The organism is Microbacterium sp. EYE_78, from assembly GCF_023149035.1.
In the GTDB taxonomy this organism is placed as follows: Bacteria; Actinomycetota; Actinomycetes; order Actinomycetales; family Microbacteriaceae; genus Microbacterium.
Map to the genome: position 1 here is coordinate 1,288,489 of NZ_JAHXMY010000001.1, position 22,041 is coordinate 1,310,529.

Consider the following 22,041-nt stretch of genomic DNA (forward strand, 5'->3'; position numbering starts at 1 on the left):
ATCCGCAGACGGCAGCGGCCCCCCGCCCGGAGGCGGGGGGCCGCTGCCGCGGAGGGTCAGGCCTCCTGACGGCGGCGGCGCAGCAGCACCGCGCCGAGCACGACGAGGACGCCTGCTCCGCCCAGGAGCGCCACGAGCGGTACCGCGTCGCCGCCGGTGCTCGCGAGGCTGCCCGCGAGGGCGACCGTGACCGGCACGCGGATGTCGTCCTCGCCCTCGGTCGACAGCACGAGCGTGTGCGCGCCGACCTCGAAGTCCGCCGGGACGGTGACATCGAACGCGATCCGGCCGTCGGCATCCGCTGCCGGGATGCCGCGGATCACGAGCGGGTCGCTGAAGAGCGTCGCCTCGACCCGCTGTGCCGCCGACAGCCCCGACAGCTGGACGCGGAAGGACCCGCCCTGCTCGACGGTCGTCGCGCTGAGCTCGACGACGGCCCACGACTCGCCGCCGCCGTCGCCGGGCTCCGTCGGCTCGCCGGGCTCGCCGGGCTCGCCGGGCTCGCCGGGCTCGCCGGGCTCGGCGGGTTCGGTGACCTGCACCGCGCGGCCGACCGCCGCCGGGTCGACGACGTCGCGCGACGCGAAGTACTCCACGGTGGCCGCGAGGTCGATCTGGCCCGTGTCGGTGCGGACGGTGCCGTCGGCGAAGGCGGAGAAGCCGTCACCGCCGGCGGCGAGGAAGGAGTTCGTCACGACGGTGAAGACGTCGTCGGGCCGGATCTCCTCGCCCTCGAACGTCATCGAGGTGACCTCGCCCGCACGTCCGACGCTCTCGCCGGCGAGCGGCGCGGCCTCGGTGTATTCGTAAGCGAACCCGTCAGAGACGCCGAGGTGCAGTTTCGGGCGCTCGCCCTCCGCCTTCCACTGCTGCTCGAGGACCTGCTCGATCTGCGCTCCCGTCAAAGGGACCGTGACGAGGGTGTTCGCGAACGGCTGCACCTCAGCGGCCTCCTTGTAGGTCACGACCCCGTCCTCGCCCTGCACCAGGTCCGCGCGCAGACCGCCCGGGTTCATCAGGCCGATCTGGGCGGGCGTGCCGCCGTAGGCCGCGTTCGAGGTCGCCCAGAGGTAGACGTCGGCGACCCAGTTGCCGAGCGTCGACTCGACACCGCGGTCCGAGCCCGCTGTGCCACCGCGGAGGATGTCATCGCTGATCCGGCCGACGGGCTTCGCGCCCTCTTTCTCGGCGACGGCGGCGGCATCCGACACGATCTGCGCAACCGTGGGGTCCGGAGTGAACCCGCCGCCCAGAAGGGTCGAGGTGCTGCCGGTGACGGACAGGAGCTCCTTCGAGCCGCGGTCGACCTGCAGTTCGAGCCGGCCCATGGCCGTGCCGTACTCCGCGGCCTGAATGACCGGTCGAGCGTCGCCGCCCGGTGCGGGGACCTCGCATGCGTACGTCTGGTGCGTGTGCGCCGAGACGACGGCGTCGATCTCGGCCGACGCGCCGCGGACGAGCTTCCCGAAGTCCGACGGGTCGGATGCCACGACCCCGCAGTCGTTCGAGGTCGCCGTGCCCGAGTGGGTGAGCAGGATCGTGACGTCGGCGAGGTCGCCTCCGGCGATCTTCGCCGCGACGCGGTTCGCCGCCGCGAGCTGATCGCCGAACTCGATTGCCGCGATGCCGTCGGGGCTCACCATGGTGGCGGTGTCCTCGGTGACCGTGCCGATGAAGGCGACCCGGACGCCGTCGACCGTCTTGACCGTGTACTCGGCGAGGGCGGGTGTCGTCGTGCCCTTCCGGTAGACGTTGGCTCCGAGGGCGAACTCCTCGCCGCCGAAGCGCGGGATGACGCGGTCCGTCAGGTCGTCGAATCCGCGGTCGAACTCGTGATTGCCCGCCGCCGAGACGTCGAGGCCCGCGGCCTTCAGTGCATCGATGGTGGGGTCGTCCTGCTGGATGAAGGACGTGAACGTGGATGCCCCGATGTTGTCGCCGGCGGAGACGAAGAGCGTGTTCGGGTTCTCCGCCTCGGCCGCATCGACGGCTCCGGCGAGCACCGCGGCGCCCACCTGGTTCGCCGAGCTTCCCGTGCCCGCTTCGATCCGACCGTGGAAGTCGTTGATGGTGAGGATGTCGATGTCGATGGGGTCGAGTGCGTCCTCGATCTCGAACACGGTGGTCGTGCCCGACACCTCGTTGCCGACAGCCAGCAGCGGACGCCCGTTCGGGGAGTCCTCAGCGGGGATGAACGCGATGCTCTCCGGGCCCAGGTCGCCCGCGGCCCGGAGGTCGCCGCCGTCCTCGACGGACTGGGCGAAGTCGCGGTTGTTCACGTAGGTGACGAATGAGGGGGAGGCCGGCCCGCTGATGTCGTACGCTGCGACGCCGCCGACGCGCTCGAACCCGACGAATGCGTACGTGCGGCCGCTCAGCTGGCCGATCGTCACGCTCTCGGGCTCGGGACCCTTGTCGTCGCTGCGCCCCTCGAGGTTCGACTCCGAGTGGTTGGAGTTGACGAAGCCGGGTGCGGCGACGGCGGTGACCTTCTCGAAGCTCGAGCCGGAGTCCCAGACCAGGTCGCCGCCGGTCGTCCAGATCGCGAACGACCGGCCGCCGAAGGCGTAGAGCTCGTCGTAGCAGCCGCGAGCCTCATCCAGCCCGTTCTCGAGCGTGACGTTCAGTCGGCCGAGGTCCGCGTCGCCGAGCGCGTTCGCGAGCGGGCTGTCCGTGCAGACCGGCGGCAGTCCCTTCTTGCCGAGATCCTTCGCGCGGACGCCTTCCGCGTAGTCACCCCACTCACGCGCGTCGCCCTCGTTCGCGGTCACCAGGTAGGTCGTCCCGCCGGCGGTGTACGAGTCGATCGCGTCGGGCATGTACATGCCCTTGAGACCCGCGTACGTGCGGAGCTCGACCTTGCCGTCGCGGTCGCTCGGGTCGAGCGCGTTGCGGGCGAGGCCGTGGTCCTTGAAACCGAGGGCGTGGATGTCGGTGACCGTCGCCGACGCGAGGTCCACCACCGCGATGGCGTTCGCCTCCTGCAGCGTCGCGTACGCGGTGCCGCCGACGACGGTGACGTACTCCGGCTCGAGGTTGCGGCTGACGGGGTGATCATCGCCGTGCGGCCGCGGCCCGAAGACCCGGACGTCCTCGTCGAGCGCGCCCTTCGCCTCGAACGCGTGGAAGTCCGCGGTGCGGACGGCGCCCGCTGCCGGTGCCGTCTTGCCGATGGGAAGGGCGACGACGCCGATGGAACCCTCCGGGTCGGCGGAGAAGTCGTCCGCGGGCTCGCCCTCGTTGGCCACCACGGCGTAGGCGCCGTCCTCCGAGATGGTGACCATGTCGGGCAGTGCGCCGACGGTGACGGTTCCGAGCGGAGCGGATGCGGCGGCTGCGGCATCCGCGTCGAAGAAGGCGAGCCGGCCGGGCGCCGTCTTGTCCGTGTCCTCGACCGCGATGACGCCGAGACCGTCGTCGCGGATCGCGACGGAGTTCGCGATGCCGTCCGAGGCGATCGAGAAGAGCTTCACGGGCTTCGTCGGGTCGGCGTTGTCGAGGACGTCGACGACGCCGGCCTTCGCATTGACGACGAACAGGCGATCGCCGTACGCCGCGACGATCTCGGCGGCGGACTCGTCGAACACGCCCGTCTCGTAGGAGCCGACAGGGCGCAGGGTGAGGGCGGCCCCGTCGGCGGAGGTCGAGATCGGCTGCGGGACGACGGCCGCGGTGGCTGCGGTGGTCGCTGACACGGCCAGTGTGCTGGCCAGCGCCGCGACGACACCCAGGGCGAGGGAGCGTCGGACGACGGCGCGATGGAAGGCGTGCGAAGGCATCGGATTCCTTTGGTCGGGATGGCGCGAGGTGCGCGCATCCGTCCTATCGACATCAGGTGGCCGCGCCGTGACCGGCGGTGGACGGCGGGTGAACGGGGCGTGACCGGCGGCGGCCGGCATCCGTCTGCGAGCATGAGGGGATGACGGACTACAAGACCATCCTCACTCGGACGCAGGGACGCGTCGGGTGGATCACCTTGAACCGACCCGAGGCGCTGAACGCCCTGAACTCGCAGGTCATGCGGGACGTCGTCGCGGCGGCGGAGGCCTTCGATGCGGATGCCGGGATCGGCGCCATCGTGGTGACGGGCAGTGAGCGGGCGTTCGCCGCGGGCGCCGACATCAAGGAGATGGAGGCGATGAGCGGCAGCGAGATGCTCATGGCGGGCCATTTCGGCGGATGGTCGCGGTTCACCGCGGTGCGGACGCCGACGATCGCCGCGGTCGCGGGCTACGCGCTCGGAGGCGGCTGCGAGCTCGCGATGATGTGCGACGTCATCCTCGCCGCGGACACCGCGACGTTCGGCCAGCCGGAGATCGGGCTGGGGGTCATCCCGGGGCTCGGCGGGACCCAGCGGCTCACCCGCGCGATCGGGTCGTACAAGGCGGCGGAGCTCGTCCTCACGGGTCGGCAGTTCTCGGCCGAGGAGGCGGACCGGGCAGGACTCGTGTCGCGCGTCGTACCCGCGGCGGAGTTGCTCGACGACGCGCAGCGGACGGCTGAGGTGATCGCGTCGAAGCCGCTGCCAGCGCTCTATGCGGCGACCGCCGCGCTCGACGTCGCTGCCGAGACGACCCTGGCTGAGGGTCTGCGCTTCGAACGTCAGGTGTTCGCGGGGCTCTTCGACACGGCGGATCAGAAGGAGGGCATGGCGGCCTTCCGTGAGAAGCGCGCTCCGGAGTTCCGTCACCGATGAGCGCCGTCCGTCTCATCCGCGCCGGCGCGCTCGCGGCGGCGCCGTACGCGTACGCCGCGGCCGTCGACCCGGGAGCGGACGTGATCTTCCTCGCGGGCGCGTGTCCGCTCGCGGATGACGGGACGACGGTGGCGGTCGGTGACGTCGCCGGGCAGGCGAAGCGGTGCGTCGAGACGATGACGGTCGCCTTGGATGCCGCGGGTGCATCGCTCGAGGACGTCGCCTATACGCGCGTGCTGGTCGCCTCGGCGGCGCAGGCCGATCTCGTCGCGGCGTGGGACGTGGTGCGCGCCGCCTTCGGTGCGCACGACGTGCCGAGCACGCTGATGGGGGTCGCGGCGCTCGGGTACGCGGACCAGCTGGTCGAGATCGAGGCGGTCGCGGCGGTGCGCCGCGCCTGACGAGGGCGGGGTCGGAGGACACCGGATTCGGAGGAACGCACCGGACTCGGATCAGAACACCCCGCGCCATCCGAATCCGACGACATCCTCCGAATCCGACGGCACCGCCGGAGGGAGACCGCCGGAGCCAACCCTCGAGACCTCCTCCACAGCGCCCTCTTCCGCCCCTCGCGACCGCGCACCATCCACAGCCCCGCGACGCGCGTCCCCGCGTCACTAGCGTCTGGGTCGTGTCCCCGCTTCCCATCCTCGTGCGAGTCGCGTCGTTCATTCTCGTCGGCGCCGCGGCCGGCTTCGTCGCCGCCATGGAGGGTGCCAAGACGTGGGGCGGCGGCGAGGTGCCGTGGGAGCTCATGATCGTCGGCGGTCCTTTGGGAGTCTTCACCGGGTCGTCGATCGCGGTGAAGCTGTGGGGTGTGATCAACGCGGTCGCCTCTGTGCGGCGGCCGACGAGTCGCGGCGCACCGGTCGTTGCTGTCCTCGTCACCACCGCGCTCTGCGCGTGGATCGGACACGACCTCGGGCCGGATGAGTCGCAGATCGCTCTCCAGGTGTTCCTCGCACTCCTCGGCCTGACCGGCTCGACGATCGAGGTCCGGTCCATCCGGGCCGATCGCCTCCGAGCCGCATCCTTCCGAGCACCGCCGCAGTGACGCTAGATTCGCGGCATGCAGCGGATCCAGCCCGGCGGGCGACTCGCGGTCTTCGCGATCGTCGGTGCCCTCGCCGGCATCGCCGCCGCGACGCTGAGCGTGACAGCGTCCCGGGATGCGCCGAACTGGGGCACGCTCCTCTATGCCGCGCCCGTCGGCGCCGTCGTCGGTGCGCTGTGGGCCGCGGCGGTGTGGCTCCTGGTCGGGATCGTCGTGGCATCCTCTCGTCGACTCCGTCCCTCATGGATCGGGCCTGCGGCGGCCGTCGTCGTCGGGACGGGGATCTGCACCGCGGTCGGTCTCGCTCCGAATCCGCTCGAATCCTCGATGGCCACAACGGTGCTGGTCGCGCTGCTGGGGCTCGTGGGGTCCTCCGTCGAAGCTGTCGTCAGATCGCGTGAGCTGCCAGCTCGCGCCGCGTGATCCGCGCCTCGACGACACTCGATGTCGTCTGCGGCAGCACTCCGTCTCATCGCGGACGACCGTAGACTCGATCTGAACGCCGAGGAGGAGTCAATGAAGATCGTCGTCCTGCTGAAAGAGGTGCCGGACACCTACGGCGACCGCAAGCTCGATCTCGAAACCGGGCTGGCCGATCGCGATGCGTCCGAGCGCGTGCTCGACGAGATCGGCGAGCGCGCCCTCGAAGTCGCGCTCACGCATGCCGAGGCGACGGAGGGCACAGAGGTCGTCGTCATGACGATGGCGTCGGATGCCGCAGCCGCCTCGCTGCGGAAGGGGCTCGCCATGGGCGCGGCGTCCGCCGTGCAGATCGCCGACAACGCGCTGCGAGGTGCCGATCTCGGCGTCACCGCGCGGGTCCTCGCTGCCGCACTCCGCCGCACCGGCTTCGACCTCGTCATCACCGGCAACCTCTCGACCGACGGTGTCGGGGGAGTCCTGCCTGCGATGCTCGCCGAGCACCTCGGCGTTCCGCAGGCCACGGCGCTCGCGGCCGTCGAGATCTCGGCCGACGCCGTCTCGGGAACCCGCGCGACCGACTTCGGCACCGCCTCGGTGTCGGCGACCCTGCCTGCGGTGATCTCCGTCACCGAGGCGCTCCCCGATGCGCGGTTCCCGAATTTCAAGGGCATCATGGCCGCGAAGAAGAAGCCGTTCGAGACGCTGTCGCTCGCCGACCTCGACGTCGACGTCGATCCGGCGTCCGCCGCCCAGTCGATCATGACCGCGATCAGCGCGAAGGCGCCGCGGCAGGCCGGTGTCAAGATCACCGACGAGGGGGATGCCGGTCAGCAGCTCGCGGCGTTCCTCCTCGAGAACCGACTGGCCTGACGGCTCCGGAATCCAGAAAGCGCAGGAGACACGCATGACCGATTTCGCCGCAGACGCCGTCCTCGTCTGGCTCGACGTGACCCCGGCGGGTGAGCTCGCCGCGTCCGCGCCCGGGCTCCTCGGGGCGGCGGCCGCCATCGGCACCCCCGTGGTCCTGATCGTCGCGGACGACGCTCGCCACGCCGACCTCACCGCCGCGGCCGGGGCGCTCGGCGCGCAGACCGTCCTCACGGCTGCGCTCGGTGGGGCCGACACCACGCTGACGGTCCCGGTGGTCGACGCGCTCGCCGCGGCATCCATTCTCGTCCGTCCCGATGCAGTGCTCGTCTCGAACTCGATCGAGGGGAGGGATGTCGCGGGTCGGTTCGCCGCGCGGACCTCGGCGGCGCTGTGCGTCGATGCCGTCGGCGTCTCGCGCGACGACGACGGCGTGCTCGCGCAGCACTCCGTGTACGGCGGGTCCTACACGGTGACGGCCGCCGCCACCTTCGGTCCCCTGGTCGTCACACTCCGTCAGGGCTCCGTGGACGCGCGCGCCGGCGCCGTGGACGCACCGGTCGTCGTCCCCCTCGAGGTCGAGGCCTCGGGGGCGGCGGCAGCGACCATCACCGGCTTCGACGAAGCGGTCGCCGAGTCGTCGCGACCCGAACTCCGCGGCGCCGCAAAGGTCGTCTCGGGTGGCCGTGGCCTGGGCTCCGCCGAGAAGTTCGCGCTGGTCGAGCAGCTCGCCGACGTCCTCGGCGCGGCGGTGGGCGCATCCCGTGCCGCCGTCGACGCCGGGTACGTCCCGTACTCCTTCCAGGTCGGTCAGACGGGCGTCTCGGTGTCGCCGCAGCTGTATGTCGCGCTCGGCATCTCGGGCGCCATCCAGCACAAGGCCGGCATGCAGACGGCGAAAACGATCGTCGCGGTGAACAAAGATGGAGATGCACCGATCTTCGACATCGCCGACTTCGGTGTCGTCGGGGACGTGTTCACCGTCGTGCCGCAGCTGATCGCGGCGCTCGAGGCGGGGAAGAAGTAGGAGCGGATGGCGACATACCCGCGTTCCGTGCGCCGCGGGCTGCCGCGCGCCCGAGGTGGCGAGCCCTGGCCGCCTGCGGTCGAACTGGACGCTCCGGGAATCGCGGGAGCCGCATCCGTCGCCCCTGAGCGACAGGACGCGTCCCCGGAAGGCGTGACGGCCGTGGTCGACGCCGCTCCGGAGACTGCGGATGCCGCATCCGTTGCCGCTGAGCGACAGGACGCGTCCCCGGAAGGTGTGACGGCCGTCGTCGACGCTGCTGCGGGGACTGCGGATGCCGCATCGGCTGCCGCCGAGCGACAGGACGCGTCCCCGGAACGGCCGACGCGCGTCCGTCGAGGCCTGCCGCGCGAGTCCGGCGGGCAGCCCTGGCCGCCGACGACGGATGCTGCTGCCCCCGCGCCGGCCGACGCCGCGCCCGCGCCGGTCGACGCCGCACACGCGCCGGTCGACGCCGCACTCGCGCGGGTCGACGAGCAGACGGAGGCCTCCGCGGCACCCGCGGAGTCCGCCCCGGGGACCTCGGCCCCGAGGGCGGCGGAGCCCGCCGAGACCTGCCACGACGCGGATGTCGCTCCCGCCGGATCCGCACGGCGCGGATTGCCCCGCGTCGCCGGCGGGGACCCCTGGCCTCCCGCCGAGACCACGCCCGCCCCGCGCGCCGCGCTGCCGCTTCGCGAGACTGCACGTGGCGGCCCAGACAGCGATCTCGCGCCGCAGTCTCGACCTGCGCGTGCAGTCTCGGCGTCCCCGGCGTCCTCGGCGTCCCCGGAGCCCGCCCCCGCCCCCGCCCCCGCGACGGTGCCGGACGCGCAGCCCGACCCGCGTCGGTCGCCGCTCCACGAGCGTCCGCTCGCGCACGCGGGCGTCGCGCGTCGCCCGGCACCGCGTCCCGAGCCCACGCGGATCGGACCCTTCACCAAGGGACAGTGGGCGGGGATCGTCGTCATCGGCGGTGGCGCGCTGCTCTACGCCGCCGCGATGGCCGTCTTCGCGGTCCGCTGGATCCTCAGCCTCGAGCCGATGCAGGACTTCCTCACGACCTACCCCGGCGAGTACCACCTGCCCGAGGGGGCGCCGGTCGGGTTCCCCGCATGGCTGAATTGGTCGCACTTCCTCAACGCGTTCTTCATGGTGCTGATCATCCGCACCGGTCTGCAGGTGCGCTCTGAGAAGCGCCCGTCGGCGTTCTGGGTCTCGAAGAAGCACCGCAAGCGCAAGATGAGCCTGACGCTGTGGCTGCACCAGGCCCTCGACGTCCTCTGGCTGACCAACGGCATCCTCTTCGTCGTCCTGCTCTTCGTGACCGGACAGTGGATGCGGGTCGTCCCCACCTCGTGGGAGGTCTTCCCCAACGCGCTCTCGGCCGCCCTGCAGTACGTCTCGCTCGACTGGCCGACCGAGAACGGGTGGGTCAACTACAACGCGCTGCAGCAGCTCGCCTACTTCGCGACCATCTTCATCGCGGCACCCGTGGCGGCGATCACCGGGTACCGGATGAGCGCCCTGTGGCCCAAGAGGGCCGCGAAGCTGAACGAGCTCTACCCCGTCGAGTGGGCGCGCAAGCTCCACTTCCCGACGATGCTGTACTTCGTGGTGTTCATCGTGATCCACGTCGCCCTCGTGCTCTCGACGGGGGCGCTCCGCAACCTGAACCACATGTACGCCGCGCAGGGGTCGGTCGACCCGGGTGCCTACGCCGACAACTGGACGGGCTTCTGGCTCTTCGTCCTGTCGATCGCGGTGACGGTCGCCGCCTACGTCGCGATGCGCCCGCTCGTCGTCGCGCCGATCGCCCGGCTCTTCGGCAACGTCAGCAGCCGCTGACGTCCGCGCACAGGCCGACGGCGCGGCTTCCGAAACGGGAGGCCGCGCCGTCGAGTCTCGCGATCGTGCGTCAGCGCACGAAGCGGACTTCCGTCAGCGTCTCGCCGAGGAAGGGTTCGGTGTGGCTCGCCCCGTCGAGGGTGAAGCCGTTGCGCGTGTAGAACCGGTGCGCGCGGGGGTTGTCCTCTGCGACCCAGAGGTACAGCTCGGTGTCGTCCTCGGGCACGACCGCGTCGAACAGCCGCTGGCCGATGCCGGTGCCGTGCCATGCGTCGAGGAGGTAGATGAAGTACAGCTCGCGCATGCGCGGGGCGTCGCGGTCGCGGGCGGGACCCGAGCCGGCGAAGCCGACGATCTCGCCGCCGGCGAGGGCCGCGACGATGTGGAAATCGGGGCCCTGCTGCGCCCAGTGCGTCCACAGCTCGGCGAGCCGGCGAGCCGACACGTTCTCGAGCGCGGCCTTGCTGATGAGGTGGTCGTAGGTCTCGTGCCAGCACGTGGCGTGCACTCGGCCGAGGGCCTCGGCATCCACGTCGCGAACGGGACGGACGACGATGTCGGTCTGCTGTTCGGGGTCCATGGCGAGACTCTACGCACGGCCTGCCCGATCGTGAAATCGGCTCAAGGACGGCGATCGCAGGCCGGTGCGGACTGTCGATGGACGACAACGGATGCCGCACTGTGCGCGTGATCATGGCTAGGCTCACGGCTCGTGAACGTGTGGTGGCGGACCCTTCTGACCCTGATGCGCGCGCGAGTGCTCTACCGCCGTCGGGGGGCTCTCCCCCCCGACGCCGTGGGCCGCATCCGGCTGCGCACCCTCCCGACCGACATCGATCTGCTCGGGCACATGAACAACGGCCGCTACGCGTCGCTGTTCGATCTCGGCCGGTTCGACCTGCTGACCCGGACCGGCATCTGGCAGGCGATGAACGAGCGCGGCTGGTACGGGGTGGTCGCGAGCGAGTCGGTCACCTTCCGGAAGTCGCTGCAGCTGTGGCAGCGCTTTACGGTCGAGACTCGGATCATCGGCCACGACGACAAGGCCGTCTACCAGATGCACCGGGCTGTCGTGGGCGGCGAGGTCTACGCCGAGATGGTGCTGCGCGTCCGCTTCCTGCGTCGCTCCGGCGGCATCGTGCCGATGGAGGAGCTCTTCGCCGCGCTGCACCGGCCCGACACCCTGGCGCCCCTGCCGCAGTGGATCCACGACTGGGCCGAGGCGTCGGCGCTGCCGTCGACCCGCTCCGAGGCGCCCAGCATCTGGCCCTAGCGTGTCCCGCCCGCGGGGCCGGGTGCGCGCATAGGCTGAGCCCATGTCGGACAGCTCTGTCGCGCCACAAGCGCTCTCCTCCGACCTCGCCGAGCGGGCCATCGCCCTCGCGGAGCGCTGGGTCGCCGAATCCGCCGAGGTCACCGTCGACCCCGCCGCCGAACGGCTCGCGGGGGTGCTGAAGGACCCGAACGGACTGCCCTTCACCCTCGGCTTCGTCGACGGCGTCATGCGTCCCGAGTCCCTCGTCGCGGCCGCCACGAACCTCCAGCGCGTCGCGCCGCTCGCGCCCGGCTTCCTGCCCTGGTACCTGAAGGCCGCCGTCCGAACCGGCGGCGCCGTCGCTCCCGTGCTGCCGGCCCCGGTCGTCCCGATCGCGCGGCGCGTGCTGCGCGAGATGGTCGGGCACCTGATCGTGGACGCCCGGCCCGACAAGCTCGGCCCTGCACTCCAGACCCTTCGCGAGTCCGGCGCCCGGCTCAACCTCAACCTCCTCGGCGAGGCCGTGCTCGGTGAAGCCGAGGCGCTGCGACGCCTCGAGGGCATCCACGAGCTCGTCCGCCGCGACGACGTGGACTACGTCTCGGTCAAGGTGTCGGCCATCGCCAGCCACCTGTCGATGTGGGCGTTCGACGAGATCGTCGACCGCGTCGTCGAGCGCCTGCGCCCGCTGTACCTGTCGGCGGCCGAGGACGGCACATTCCTCAACCTCGACATGGAGGAGTACCGCGACCTCGACCTCACGATGGCCGTGTTCATGCGCGTGCTCGACGACCCGCGCCTGCGCGACCTCGAGGCGGGCATCGTCCTGCAGGCCTACCTGCCCGATGCCCTCCCCGCGCTCCAGACCCTCACCGCGTGGGCGCGCGAGCGCGTCGCCGCCGGGGGAGCGCGCATCAAGATCCGCCTCGTCAAGGGGGCGAACCTCGCGATGGAGCACGTCGACGCGGTCATGCACGACTGGCCGGCTGCGCCCTACGACACGAAGCTCGACACCGATGCGAACTACGTGCGCTGCCTCGACGAGGCCCTCCGGCCCGAGAACACCCGGGCCGTCCGCATCGGCGTCGCCGGGCACAACCTCTTCCACATCGCCTACGCGTGGCTGCTGGCCGGTGAGCGCGGCGTGCAGCGCGACGTCGAGGTGGAGATGCTGCTCGGCATGGCGCAGGGCCAGGTGCAGGCGGTCGCCCGCGAGATCGGGCACGTGCTGCTGTACGTCCCCGTCGTGCGTCCGGATGAGTTCGACGTCGCCATCAGCTATCTCGTCCGCCGCCTCGAGGAGAACGCGTCGAGCGAGAACTTTCTCTCCGCAGCCTTCGACCTCGCCTACGACCGGGCAATGTTCGTGCGCGAGCGGGACCGGTTCGCCGCCTCGATCGAGCGTGCGGGCGATCGTGCCCTGACCGTCGGACCGCGCCGCCGACAGGACCGGACTGTGACCGACACGGGCGACCCGGACCCCCGCCGATCGGACGCCCCCGCCTCGGACGGCGAGGCCGGGCTGACGCAGGTGGTCCTCGGGATCGCCTCGGGTGGCGGCGGCGGCGGCGGCGGTGGCGGCGGCGGCGGCGCGTCGCTCGACGAGACGCAGCCCGCGGATGCCGAGGGCCGCCCCGGCCTCTTCGGCGGCGAGGCGTTCGTCGAGACCGCCGTCTTCTCGTCGCGCGAGACGTCCTCGGTCGCAGGCGCCCCCGGGTTCCGCAACACTGCCGACACGGATCCTGCGCTGCCCGCCAACCGGGCGTGGGCTCGCGACATCCTCCGCCGGGTACCCGCATCGACCGAAGGGCGGCGGACGATCGAGGCGGCGCTCGTCCGGTCGGAGTCCGACCTGCAGGCGACCCTCGCGCGGGTGCGCTCGGCCGCCGACGTCTGGGGGGCGATGCCCGCGGCCGACCGCGCGGACGTGCTGCTGCGCGCCGCGGGTGCACTGGAGCGTCGCCGCGGAGCGCTCATCGAGGTCGCGGCATCCGAGACGGGCAAAGCCCTCGCCGAGGGGGACGTCGAGGTCAGCGAGGCCGTCGACTTCGCCCGGTACTACGCCGCGACCGCCCGCGAGCTCGACAGCGTCAGCGGCGCCGTCTTCGTCCCCGCGAAGATCACTGTGGTCACCCCGCCGTGGAACTTCCCCGTGGCGATCCCGGCGGGCGGCGCGCTCGCCGCCCTGGCCGCCGGATCCGGTGTGGTCTTCAAGCCGGCGCCGCAGGCGCGCCGGTGCGCGGCCGTTGTCGCCGAGGCCCTCTGGGAGGCGCTCGACGAGGCGGGCGTGGGGCGCGACATCCTCGCTCTCGTCGACATCGACGAAGGCGGACTCGGGCGACAGCTCATCACGCATCCCGATGTCGATCGGGTGATCCTGACCGGCTCCTTCGAGACGGCGGCGCTGTTCCGCTCGTGGCGGCCCGACCTCGCCATGCAGGCCGAGACGAGCGGCAAGAACGCGATGATCGTCATGCCCTCGGCCGACCTCGACCTCGCGGCATCCGATCTGGTGCGCTCCGCGTTCGGGCACGCCGGGCAGAAGTGCTCGGCGGCGTCGTTGGCGATCCTCGTCGGGCCGGTCGCGCGCTCCGAGCGCTTCTCGCGGCAGCTGGTGGATGCCGCCACGTCGTTGCGCGTGGGGCGACCGAGCGATCCGCTGACCGAGGTCGGCCCGCTCGTCGAGGCGCCGGCCGGCAAGCTGCAGTGGGCGCTCACGACTCTCGAGGAGGGTGAGTCCTGGCTGGTCGAGCCGCGTGAGCTCGACGACCCGGAATTCCCCGGCCGGATGTGGACCCCCGGCATCCGCACCGGCGTGAAGCCCGGCTCGCGGGTGCACCGCGAGGAGTTCTTCGGCCCCGTCCTCGGCGTCATGCACGCCCGCTCGCTGGCTCACGCCATCGAACTGCAGAACGCCGTCGACTACGGGCTGACGGCAGGCCTGTACACGCAGAACCCCGATGACCTCGCCCTGTGGCTCGACCGCGTCGAAGCGGGCAACCTCTACGTCAATCGCGGCACCACTGGGGCGATCGTGCAGCGCCAGCCGTTCGGCGGTTGGAAGCGGTCGTCCGTCGGCGGCGGATCGAAGGCCGGGGGTCCGAACCACCTCATCGGTCTCGGCTCGTGGCGTCCGACGGCGGGGTCGGTGCAGTCCTCGACCCTGCACCTCAAGGGACTCGACACCTCGATCGCGCGCGTCATCGAGGCGGCGCAGCCGGCGCTCGGTTACGACGCCTTCGAGTGGCTGCGCCGGGCGGCGCTTTCGGACGCGGTCGCCTGGGACCGCACCTTCGGCAAGGTCGCGGACGTCTCACGGCTGGGGGTCGAGCGGAACCTCTTCCGCTACCGCCCGGCACGCGTCGAGATCCGGTCCACCGTCGACGCCCCGCTCCAGCTGCTCGTGCGCGCCGTCGTGGCCGCGGTCCGTGCTCGCTCCGGATTCGTCGTGAGCACGCCGTCCGGGCTCCCGGCGACCGTCCGGCAGCTGCTGAGCGAACTCGAGGTGCCGGTGTTCGTCGAGACCGATGCGCAGTGGATCGCCCGCATGTCCGCGCATCGTGAGCCGGGCCAGGACGACACCGGTGCGCCGCCGCGCGCGGACCGGGTCCGGTTGATCGGCACGCCGGAGGCCGCGGCCGCGGCGCGGCGCGCCCTCGCCGAGGCGATCGCCGGCGATCCCGACCTCGCGATCCACTCGGACGAGGTGACGCAGGCGGGTCGGATCGAGCTCCTGCCCTTCTTGCGCGAGCAGTCCGTGACGATCACCGCGCACCGGTTCGGCAACCCGGATCGGTGGAGCGAAGCCGTCATCTGACCGATTCAGCTGAATTCATCCATCCGATGCAGAAAACAATTTATCTTTCTGGCATCGCGGCGACAGCGGTTGCTTCAATGGACACAGCGCTTCTGGGGAGCGCATCACGGGTGCCCGAACAGTCCGTCTGCACGGGCTCCGTGCAAAGAGCACTTCGGGGGGAGTGTGGCTCCGGGGCCGAGGCATCCGACTCGGTCTCGGAGCATCTTTGCGTGCAGGGTCCTGCGGACCCGTGGCTCACGACCAGACGGGCAACCGGACGGGCGCGTCGGGGTCGGCGTCCTCGCGCGGCACCATGAACGACGCCACGAGGGCGCGCACGGTGAGGCCCAGCAGCGTCCAATCCCCTTGGGGCAGGCCGTCCTCGCCCGAGAGGGTGAAGGTGGGATGCTCGAGGCGCTCGAGCGCGCGGATCGCGTACCCCTCGGCGAGCGCCGCCATCGCCTCGGCGAAGTCCTCGATCGTCAGACCCGCGCGCAGCCGCATGCCGTAGGCGTCGATGACCTCCTGGTAGAGCACCGCGAAGGCGTCGATGGACTCGCGGTGGCGCTGGTGACTCGCCTCGGTGAGCTCCGGCCAGGTGTCCGCCGTCGTCCGCAGGGCGAGCGCCACTCGGAAGGACTGCGCGTCGAGGAGGTCCGTGGGGTCCTCCGAGTCCAGGTTCGCCGAGCGGACGTGTGCCAGCGCAGCGCCGCGCACGAGCTCCTCGCCCGATGCACCCGACGCCGCGAGCTGCTCGACGGTCGACCGCATGACGTCTGCGGAGCCGATGACCCGCATCCGGACCATCGCGACGGCGAGGTCGCGGTGGTAGTCGGACTGGTCCGCCCACAGGCGATAGGCGGCGCCGGTGGTCAGGCCGGTGCGACGCAGGACGTCCTGGAGGCGGATGTGCTGGACTCCGGCGCTGACACCGCGCTCCAGGAGCATCTGCATTCCGGCGCGCAGCAGCAGTGCCCGCGTCTGTTCCCCCGTGCGACGACTCATGACGGCATCCTGTCATCGACCGGGGCGATTCGCCCGCCGCCCCCACGGTCCGCTCTGGCAAGATGAGCTACGGCGTGCCCGGTTCGTCGGCTCTGCAGAGCTCCGCCGGGCCTCTGGACAGCGTCCGCCGCCCCTTGACCGAGGAGCGAGAATGTCCACTCCGAACGACACGGCGATCCGAACCGCGACGGAGCGGAAGGCGCATCGGCGCCGGTATCTGATGTGCCGGCCCGAGCACTTCACCGTGCGGTACAGCATCAACCCGTGGATGGTGCCCGCGAATCCGACCGACACCGCGAAGGCCGTCGCGCAGTGGCAGGAGCTGTACGACACGTACGTCTCCCTGGGTCACGAGGTCGAGCTGATCGATCCCGTCCCGGGCCTGCCCGACATGGTCTACACCGCGAACGGCGGATTCGTCATCGACGGGCGGGCGCTCGGCGTGAAGTTCCGGATGCCCGAGCGCAGCGGCGAGGAGCGGCCGTTCATGGACTGGTTCGCCCGGAACGGCTTCGAGGTGGTCGAGCCCGTCGAGGTCCAGGAAGGCGAAGGCGACTTCCTGCTCGTGGGCGACACGATCCTCGCCGGCACCGGCTTCCGATCCGTCGGGGACAGCCACCGAGAGCTCGCCGACGTCTTCGACCGCGAGGTCGTCTCGCTCCGCTTGGTCGATCCCCGGTTCTACCATCTGGACACCGCGATCACCGTGCTCGACCCTGTCGTCGGCGACGGCGTCGAGCGGGCGAACATCGCCTACCTGCCGTCTGCCTTCGACGAACGCTCGCAGCGCATCCTCGCGGAGCGCTACCCGGACGCGATCCACGTCTCCGACGAGGACGGCGCGGTCTTCGGGCTGAACGCCGCGAGCGACGGCACGCACGTCTTCATGTCGCCGCGGGCGACGGGATTCGCCGCGCAGCTCGAGGAACGCGGATACACCCCCGTCCCCGTCGACCTGTCCGAACTCCTGCTGGGGGGCGGCGGCATCAAGTGCTGCACCCTCGAGTTGCGCGGGGGTGCGCGATGACCGACATCGACCTCACCGCCGCGACCGCCGGTCTCATCGACGCCGAGGCCGAGCACGTCGCGCACAACTATCATCCGCTCCCGGTCGTCGTGGCCGAGGGCGAGGGGTCCTGGGTGACGGATGTCGAGGGTCGCCGCTACCTCGATCTGCTGTCCGCCTATTCGGCGCTGAACTTCGGCCACCGGCATCCGGCCCTCGTCGCCGCCGCCACCGAGCAGCTCGGTCGGCTGACGCTCACGAGCCGCGCATTCCACAACGACCGACTGGGCGCCTTCGCGTCGGCGCTGTCGACGCTCTCGGGCAAGGACATGGTCCTGCCGATGAACACCGGCGCTGAGGCGGTGGAGACCGGCATCAAGGTCGCCCGCGCCTGGGCGTACCGGGTGAAGGGCGTGCCCGAGGGCGCCGCCGAGATCATCGTCGCCGCCGGCAACTTCCACGGCCGCACGACGACGATCGTGGGCTTCAGCGACGACCCGCAGGCCCGCGACGGGTTCGGTCCGTTCACGCCCGGCTTCACGATGGTGCCGTACGGCGATGCCGCGGCGCTCGCCGCCGCCATCGGCCCGCACACGGCGGCCGTGCTCATCGAGCCGATCCAAGGGGAGGCGGGCGTCGTCATCCCGCCCGAGGGCTATCTGCGGGAGGTGCGCGAGCTCACGCGCGCGCAGCAGGTGCTCTTCATCGCGGACGAGATCCAGTCGGGACTCGGCCGCGTCGGCACGACGTTCGCGTGCGATCGCGAGGAGGTCGTGCCGGACCTGTACCTCCTCGGCAAGGCGCTGGGCGGCGGCATCCTCCCGCTGTCCGCCGTCGTCGGCGACCGCGACGTGCTGGGGGTCATCCACCCCGGCGAGCACGGTTCGACGTTCGGCGGCAATCCCCTCGCCGCGGCCGTCGGCGCCGCGGTCGTCGACCTGCTGGCCACCGGCGACCTGCAGCGGCGTGCCCTGGCCCTCGGCGAGCACCTGCGGGCGCAGCTCGAGCCGCTCATCGGATCTGGGGTGACGTCGATCCGCGTCGCGGGCCTGTGGGCGGGAGTCGACATCGATCCCGCCGCGGGCACCGGCCGCGAGGTCGCCGAGCGGCTGCTGGCGCGCGGGGTGCTCGTGAAGGACACGCACGGCCAGACGATCCGGATGGCGCCGCCGCTCGTCATCCGCGCGACCGAGATCGACTGGGCCGTCGAGCAGCTGAAGCTCGTCCTCGCGGGCTGACCGGCCGCGCCGGTGTCAACAGCCGGGACGGAAACACTCCCGCAACACCGCCCGGATTAGGCTCATCGCATGGGTGACCTCTTCGACGGATACGGCTCCACGCTGGCGCCGCGCAAGACCCCGTCCGGTGTCCCGGCGTTCGACGAGATGTTCGCAGACGTCGCGCATCCGGGGGAGGCGGCGCAGTCGCGATCGTCGTACCGCGAGCTCTATCAGGCGCTCGCGCAGATGACGCAGGAGGAGCTCCGCGGGCGCACCGAGTCGCTCGCCAGCTCGTACCTCGCCCAGGGCGTCACCTTCGACTTCGCGGGCGAGGAGCGGCCGTTCCCGCTCGACGCCGTGCCGCGGGTGATCGCCTACGACGAGTGGTCGCGGGTCGAGAAGGGCGTGCAGCAGCGCGTGCGCGCGCTCGAGGCGTTCCTCGACGACGCGTACGGGCATCAGCACGTCGTCCGCGACGGGGTGCTGCCGGCGAAGCTGATCGCCTCGTCGCAGTACTTCTACCGGCAGGCCGCGGGCATCCGCTCGGCGAACGGCGTCCGCATCCAGGTCGCCGGCATCGACCTCATCCGCGACGAGCACGGCGAGATGCGCGTGCTCGAGGACAACGTCCGGGTGCCGTCCGGTGTCAGTTACGTCATCTCGAACCGCCGCGTGATGGCGCAGACGCTGCCCGAGCTGTTCGTCTCGATGCGGGTGCGTCCCGTCGGCGACTACCCGAACAAGCTGCTGCAGGCGCTGCGGAACTCGGCCCCGCCCGGCGTCGACGACCCCAACGTCGTCGTCCTCACCCCCGGCGTCTACAACTCGGCGTACTTCGAGCACACCCTGCTCGCGCGGCTCATGGGCGTCGAGCTCGTCGAGGGGCGCGACCTCGTCTGTCAGGGCGGCAAGGTCTTCATGCGCACGACCCGCGGGCCGCGTCGTGTCGACGTCATCTACCGCCGGGTCGACGACGACTTCCTCGACCCGCTGCAGTTCCGCGCCGACTCGATGCTCGGCGCCCCCGGGCTCATGCTCGCTGCGCGCCTGGGCAACGTGACGATCGCCAACGCCGTCGGCAACGGCGTCGCCGACGACAAGCTGCTCTACACCTACGTCCCCGACCTCATCCGCTACTACCTCGCCGAGGAGCCCATCCTCAAGAACGTCGACACCTGGCGGCTCGAGGACCCGGGCGCGCTCGAAGAGGTGCTCGACCGGCTCGACGAGCTCGTCGTGAAGCCCGTGGACGGCTCGGGGGGCAAGGGCCTCGTCGTCGGACCCGACGCCAGCCCGGCCGAACTCGACGCGCTCCGGACGAAGCTGCAGGCGGATCCGCGGGGGTGGATCGCGCAGCCGGTGGTCATGCTCTCGACGATCCCCACCCTGGTGGACGACGGGATGCGTCCGCGTCACGCGGACCTGCGTCCCTTCGCCGTCAACAACGGCGACGAGGTGTGGGTGCTCCCCGGTGGCCTCACGCGCGTCGCGCTCCCCGAGGGGCAGCTCGTCGTGAACTCGAGCCAGGGCGGCGGATCGAAGGACACCTGGATCGTCGGCGGCGAGGCGCCCGGACGAGGTGAGTACGGGCAGTCGCAGTCGCTGGCGGGACTCGTCGCCGAGCAGGCCACGGCGACCTCGGCGATCCCGATCATCTACGACGCGCAGGACGAGCCGACGCACTCGCCGCAGGACCGGCCGCGCAGTCCCGCCGAACAGCAGGAGCAACAGCAACAGCAGCAGCAGTCGGTGGAGGGCGGTGACGAGGGATGCTGAGCCGCATCGCCGAGAGCCTGTTCTGGATCGGGCGGTACATCGAGCGCTCGGACGGGACCGCCCGCATCCTCGACGTGCACCTGCAGCTGCTGCTCGAGGACCCGTGGATCGACGAGGACACCGCGTGCCGGTCGCTCATGGGCGTGATGGGCACCGTGCCCCCGCGGACCGACGCGCCCGTCACCCGCGGCGACGTGCTCACCGTGCTCGCCGTCGACCGCACCAACCCGTCGTCGATCGCCTATTCGCTGCAGGCCGCGCGTGAGAACGCCCGCCGCGCCCGCGAGATCGTCTCGACCGAGCTCTGGGAGACGCTGAACACGACCTACTCGCGGATGCCCCGGAGGCTCAACGACGAGAAGGTGCACGAGTTCTTCCAGTGGGTCCGCGAGCGGGCCGCGCTCGCCGTCGGGGTGACCGACGGATCCACCAGCCATGACGAGCCGTGGCAGTTCTTCACCCTGGGCCGCGCCATCGAGCGCACCGACATGACGGCGCGGATGCTCGCGACGAGGTCGCTGACCGAGGCATCCGGTCCGTCCTGGACGACGATCCTCCGCTCCTGCGGCGCGTACGAGGCGTACCTGCGCACCTACCGGGGGATGCCGAGCTCGCAGAACGCGGCGGAGTTCCTGCTGCTGGATCGACTGTTCCCGCGCTCGATCATCCACTCGATCCGGGTCGCGGAGCAGTGCATGAGCGCGATCGACCCGGTCGCCGACCGCGTCGGACACTCCAACACCGTGCTGCGGGCGCTGGGCCGCATCCGCAACGAACTGGAGTACCGGCCGATCGAGGAAGTGCTCGCCGAACTCCCCGAGCACATGCACAGCGTGCAGGCCGTCACGCGGGAGGCATCCGAGGCGATCCGCGGCCGGTTCTTCCCCACCCATGCCGAGCCCAGCTGGATCGGAGAGACCTCATGAAGCGCCTGCGGATCGAGCACACGACGGGCTTCGACTACCCCGGCGAGGTCGGGGCTTCCTACAACGAGGCGCGGATGCTGCCGTCGACCAGCGACAGCCAGTTCGTCCTGAACTCGCAGCTCGACATCGAGCCCTCGACGAACGTCAACTATTACGTGGACTACTTCGGCACCCGCGTCGCCGCCTTCGACGTGCTGGGCAAGCACTCCGCCCTGCAGATCACCGCGCGGTCGCTCGTCGAGGTCCGCGCGCGGCCGCTGACGCATCCCGACACCACGTTCGAGGCACTGCGCCGCGACGCGCAGCGCTCCATCGGCACCGTCGAGATGCTGTCCCAGACGGCGCGCACCGAGCCGCACGAAGAGGTCGTCGCCATGGCGTCGGCCATCGCCGCACAGCACGAGAACCCCTCGCACGCGGCGCTCGCGATCGCGACGGCCGTGGGCGAGGCGGTCGAGTACGTGCCCGGCGCGACCGAGGTGCAGTCGACGGGCGCCGAGGCGTGGGTGGAGCGCAAGGGCGTCTGCCAGGACATGGCGCACATCGCCCTCGGCGCACTGCGCTCGGTCGGCATCCCGGCGCGCTACGTGTCGGGCTACCTGCACCCGAACCCCACCGCCGAGGTCGGCGTGCCCGTCGTCGGGGAGTCCCACGCGTGGATCGAGTGGTACGCCGGCACATGGCACGGCTTCGACCCGACGAACGACGCCGAGATCGGCGACCGTCACGTCACCGTCGGACGTGGGCGCGACTACAACGACGTGCCGCCGCTGCGCGGCGTGTACGCCGGCCCGTTCAAGAGCCGCCTCGCGGTGCAGGTGACGATCACGCGCGAGGCCTGACGGGCCGCGTCAGGCGGGGGAGTCGTCGGGGTCGAGGGTCTTGAGCGTGTCCTCCTCGACGGCATTGTCGGCGTCGAGCTGGCTCTCGGTCCGCTCGTCGCCGCCGGTGGGGTCGTCCTGCTCGGGCGCGGAGTCCTGCTGTCGATCGGTCATGGCGGCACGCTACGCGCGGTGGGGCCCGGCATCCGCCCCCTTGACAGGTCGGGGCGCGCTCGAGGGACGCGATGCGTCGTGCGGAGCTGTGGTCCGCGGCATGACGCGTCCCCGGAGTAGTCGACCGATGTGTCCGAGGGACGCGACCGGTCGCGCGAGCCCGCG

General features: G+C 71.4%; 18 protein-coding genes. 14 read left to right on the forward strand and 4 right to left on the reverse strand.

Annotated features, from left to right (window positions below):
* Positions 1–56: 56 nt before the first annotated feature.
* Positions 57–3,779 (reverse strand): choice-of-anchor I family protein, encoded by a 3,723-nt coding sequence (locus KZX17_RS06130; protein ID WP_248170098.1) that lies wholly within the window; start codon positions 3,777–3,779, stop codon positions 57–59.
* 140 nt (positions 3,780–3,919) lie between these two features.
* Between KZX17_RS06130 and KZX17_RS06135 the strand changes: the two genes are divergently transcribed.
* From KZX17_RS06135 to KZX17_RS06165, 7 genes are all read left to right on the forward strand, one after another.
* Entirely contained in the window at positions 3,920–4,696 is a 777-nt protein-coding gene (locus KZX17_RS06135; RefSeq protein WP_248170097.1) for an enoyl-CoA hydratase-related protein, read from the forward strand.
* Positions 4,693–5,097, forward strand: coding sequence for a RidA family protein (locus KZX17_RS06140; RefSeq protein WP_248170096.1), 405 nt, complete (start codon positions 4,693–4,695; stop codon positions 5,095–5,097). Before KZX17_RS06135 ends, KZX17_RS06140 begins: the two co-directional genes overlap by 4 nt.
* Positions 5,098–5,327: 230 nt before the next feature.
* Positions 5,328–5,750 carry a hypothetical protein gene (locus tag KZX17_RS06145; protein ID WP_248170095.1) on the forward strand — a complete coding sequence of 141 codons (423 nt, stop codon included), beginning with the start codon at positions 5,328–5,330 and terminating at the stop codon, positions 5,748–5,750.
* A gap of 15 nt (positions 5,751–5,765) precedes the next feature.
* Complete coding sequence (locus KZX17_RS06150; protein ID WP_248170094.1) at positions 5,766–6,173, forward strand: hypothetical protein; 408 nt, start codon at positions 5,766–5,768, stop codon at positions 6,171–6,173.
* Between the two features lie 93 nt (positions 6,174–6,266).
* Positions 6,267–7,043, forward strand: coding sequence for an electron transfer flavoprotein subunit beta/FixA family protein (locus tag KZX17_RS06155; protein WP_248170093.1), 777 nt, complete (start codon positions 6,267–6,269; stop codon positions 7,041–7,043).
* Positions 7,044–7,077: 34 nt separating this feature from the next.
* Positions 7,078–8,067 carry an electron transfer flavoprotein subunit alpha/FixB family protein gene (locus KZX17_RS06160; RefSeq protein WP_248170092.1) on the forward strand — a complete coding sequence of 330 codons (990 nt, stop codon included), beginning with the start codon at positions 7,078–7,080 and terminating at the stop codon, positions 8,065–8,067.
* Positions 8,068–8,073: 6 nt separating this feature from the next.
* Positions 8,074–9,894 (forward strand): cytochrome b/b6 domain-containing protein, encoded by a 1,821-nt coding sequence (locus tag KZX17_RS06165; RefSeq protein WP_248170091.1) that lies wholly within the window; start codon positions 8,074–8,076, stop codon positions 9,892–9,894.
* Between the two features lie 70 nt (positions 9,895–9,964).
* Here the strand turns inward: KZX17_RS06165 and KZX17_RS06170 are convergent, their stop codons facing one another.
* Positions 9,965–10,474, reverse strand: a complete 510-nt coding sequence (locus tag KZX17_RS06170; protein ID WP_248170090.1) for a GNAT family N-acetyltransferase — start codon at positions 10,472–10,474, stop codon at positions 9,965–9,967.
* 132 nt (positions 10,475–10,606) lie between these two features.
* Here KZX17_RS06170 and KZX17_RS06175 point away from each other — a divergent pair, with 132 nt between their 5' ends.
* Together KZX17_RS06175 and KZX17_RS06180 are read left to right on the forward strand one after the other, a co-directional pair.
* Positions 10,607–11,167, forward strand: a complete 561-nt coding sequence (locus KZX17_RS06175; RefSeq protein ID WP_248170089.1) for an acyl-CoA thioesterase — start codon at positions 10,607–10,609, stop codon at positions 11,165–11,167.
* 43 nt (positions 11,168–11,210) lie between these two features.
* Complete coding sequence (locus KZX17_RS06180; protein ID WP_248170088.1) at positions 11,211–14,966, forward strand: bifunctional proline dehydrogenase/L-glutamate gamma-semialdehyde dehydrogenase; 3,756 nt, start codon at positions 11,211–11,213, stop codon at positions 14,964–14,966.
* 237 nt (positions 14,967–15,203) lie between these two features.
* Here the strand turns inward: KZX17_RS06180 and KZX17_RS06185 are convergent, their stop codons facing one another.
* Complete coding sequence (locus tag KZX17_RS06185; protein ID WP_248170087.1) at positions 15,204–15,953, reverse strand: hypothetical protein; 750 nt, start codon at positions 15,951–15,953, stop codon at positions 15,204–15,206.
* 151 nt (positions 15,954–16,104) lie between these two features.
* Here KZX17_RS06185 and ddaH point away from each other — a divergent pair, with 151 nt between their 5' ends.
* The 5 genes from ddaH to KZX17_RS06210 all read left to right on the forward strand — a co-directional run bounded on the left by ddaH (position 16,105) and on the right by KZX17_RS06210 (position 21,723).
* Positions 16,105–16,980, forward strand: a complete 876-nt coding sequence (gene ddaH / locus KZX17_RS06190) for a dimethylargininase (RefSeq protein WP_248170086.1) — start codon at positions 16,105–16,107, stop codon at positions 16,978–16,980.
* Positions 16,977–18,197, forward strand: a complete 1,221-nt coding sequence (rocD, locus tag KZX17_RS06195; RefSeq protein ID WP_248170085.1) for an ornithine--oxo-acid transaminase — start codon at positions 16,977–16,979, stop codon at positions 18,195–18,197. The genes ddaH and rocD overlap by 4 nt, the downstream gene beginning before the upstream one ends.
* 69 nt (positions 18,198–18,266) lie before the next feature.
* On the forward strand, positions 18,267–19,955 hold the full coding sequence (locus KZX17_RS06200) for a circularly permuted type 2 ATP-grasp protein (protein ID WP_248170084.1): 1,689 nt from the start codon (positions 18,267–18,269) through the stop codon (positions 19,953–19,955).
* Complete coding sequence (locus KZX17_RS06205) at positions 19,949–20,881, forward strand: alpha-E domain-containing protein (protein WP_248170083.1); 933 nt, start codon at positions 19,949–19,951, stop codon at positions 20,879–20,881. Before KZX17_RS06200 ends, KZX17_RS06205 begins: the two co-directional genes overlap by 7 nt.
* Positions 20,878–21,723, forward strand: coding sequence for a transglutaminase family protein (locus KZX17_RS06210; RefSeq protein WP_248170082.1), 846 nt, complete (start codon positions 20,878–20,880; stop codon positions 21,721–21,723). Before KZX17_RS06205 ends, KZX17_RS06210 begins: the two co-directional genes overlap by 4 nt.
* A 9-nt stretch (positions 21,724–21,732) precedes the next feature.
* Here the strand turns inward: KZX17_RS06210 and KZX17_RS06215 are convergent, their stop codons facing one another.
* Entirely contained in the window at positions 21,733–21,876 is a 144-nt protein-coding gene (locus KZX17_RS06215) for a hypothetical protein (RefSeq protein ID WP_248170081.1), read from the reverse strand.
* Positions 21,877–22,041 lie beyond the last annotated feature (165 nt).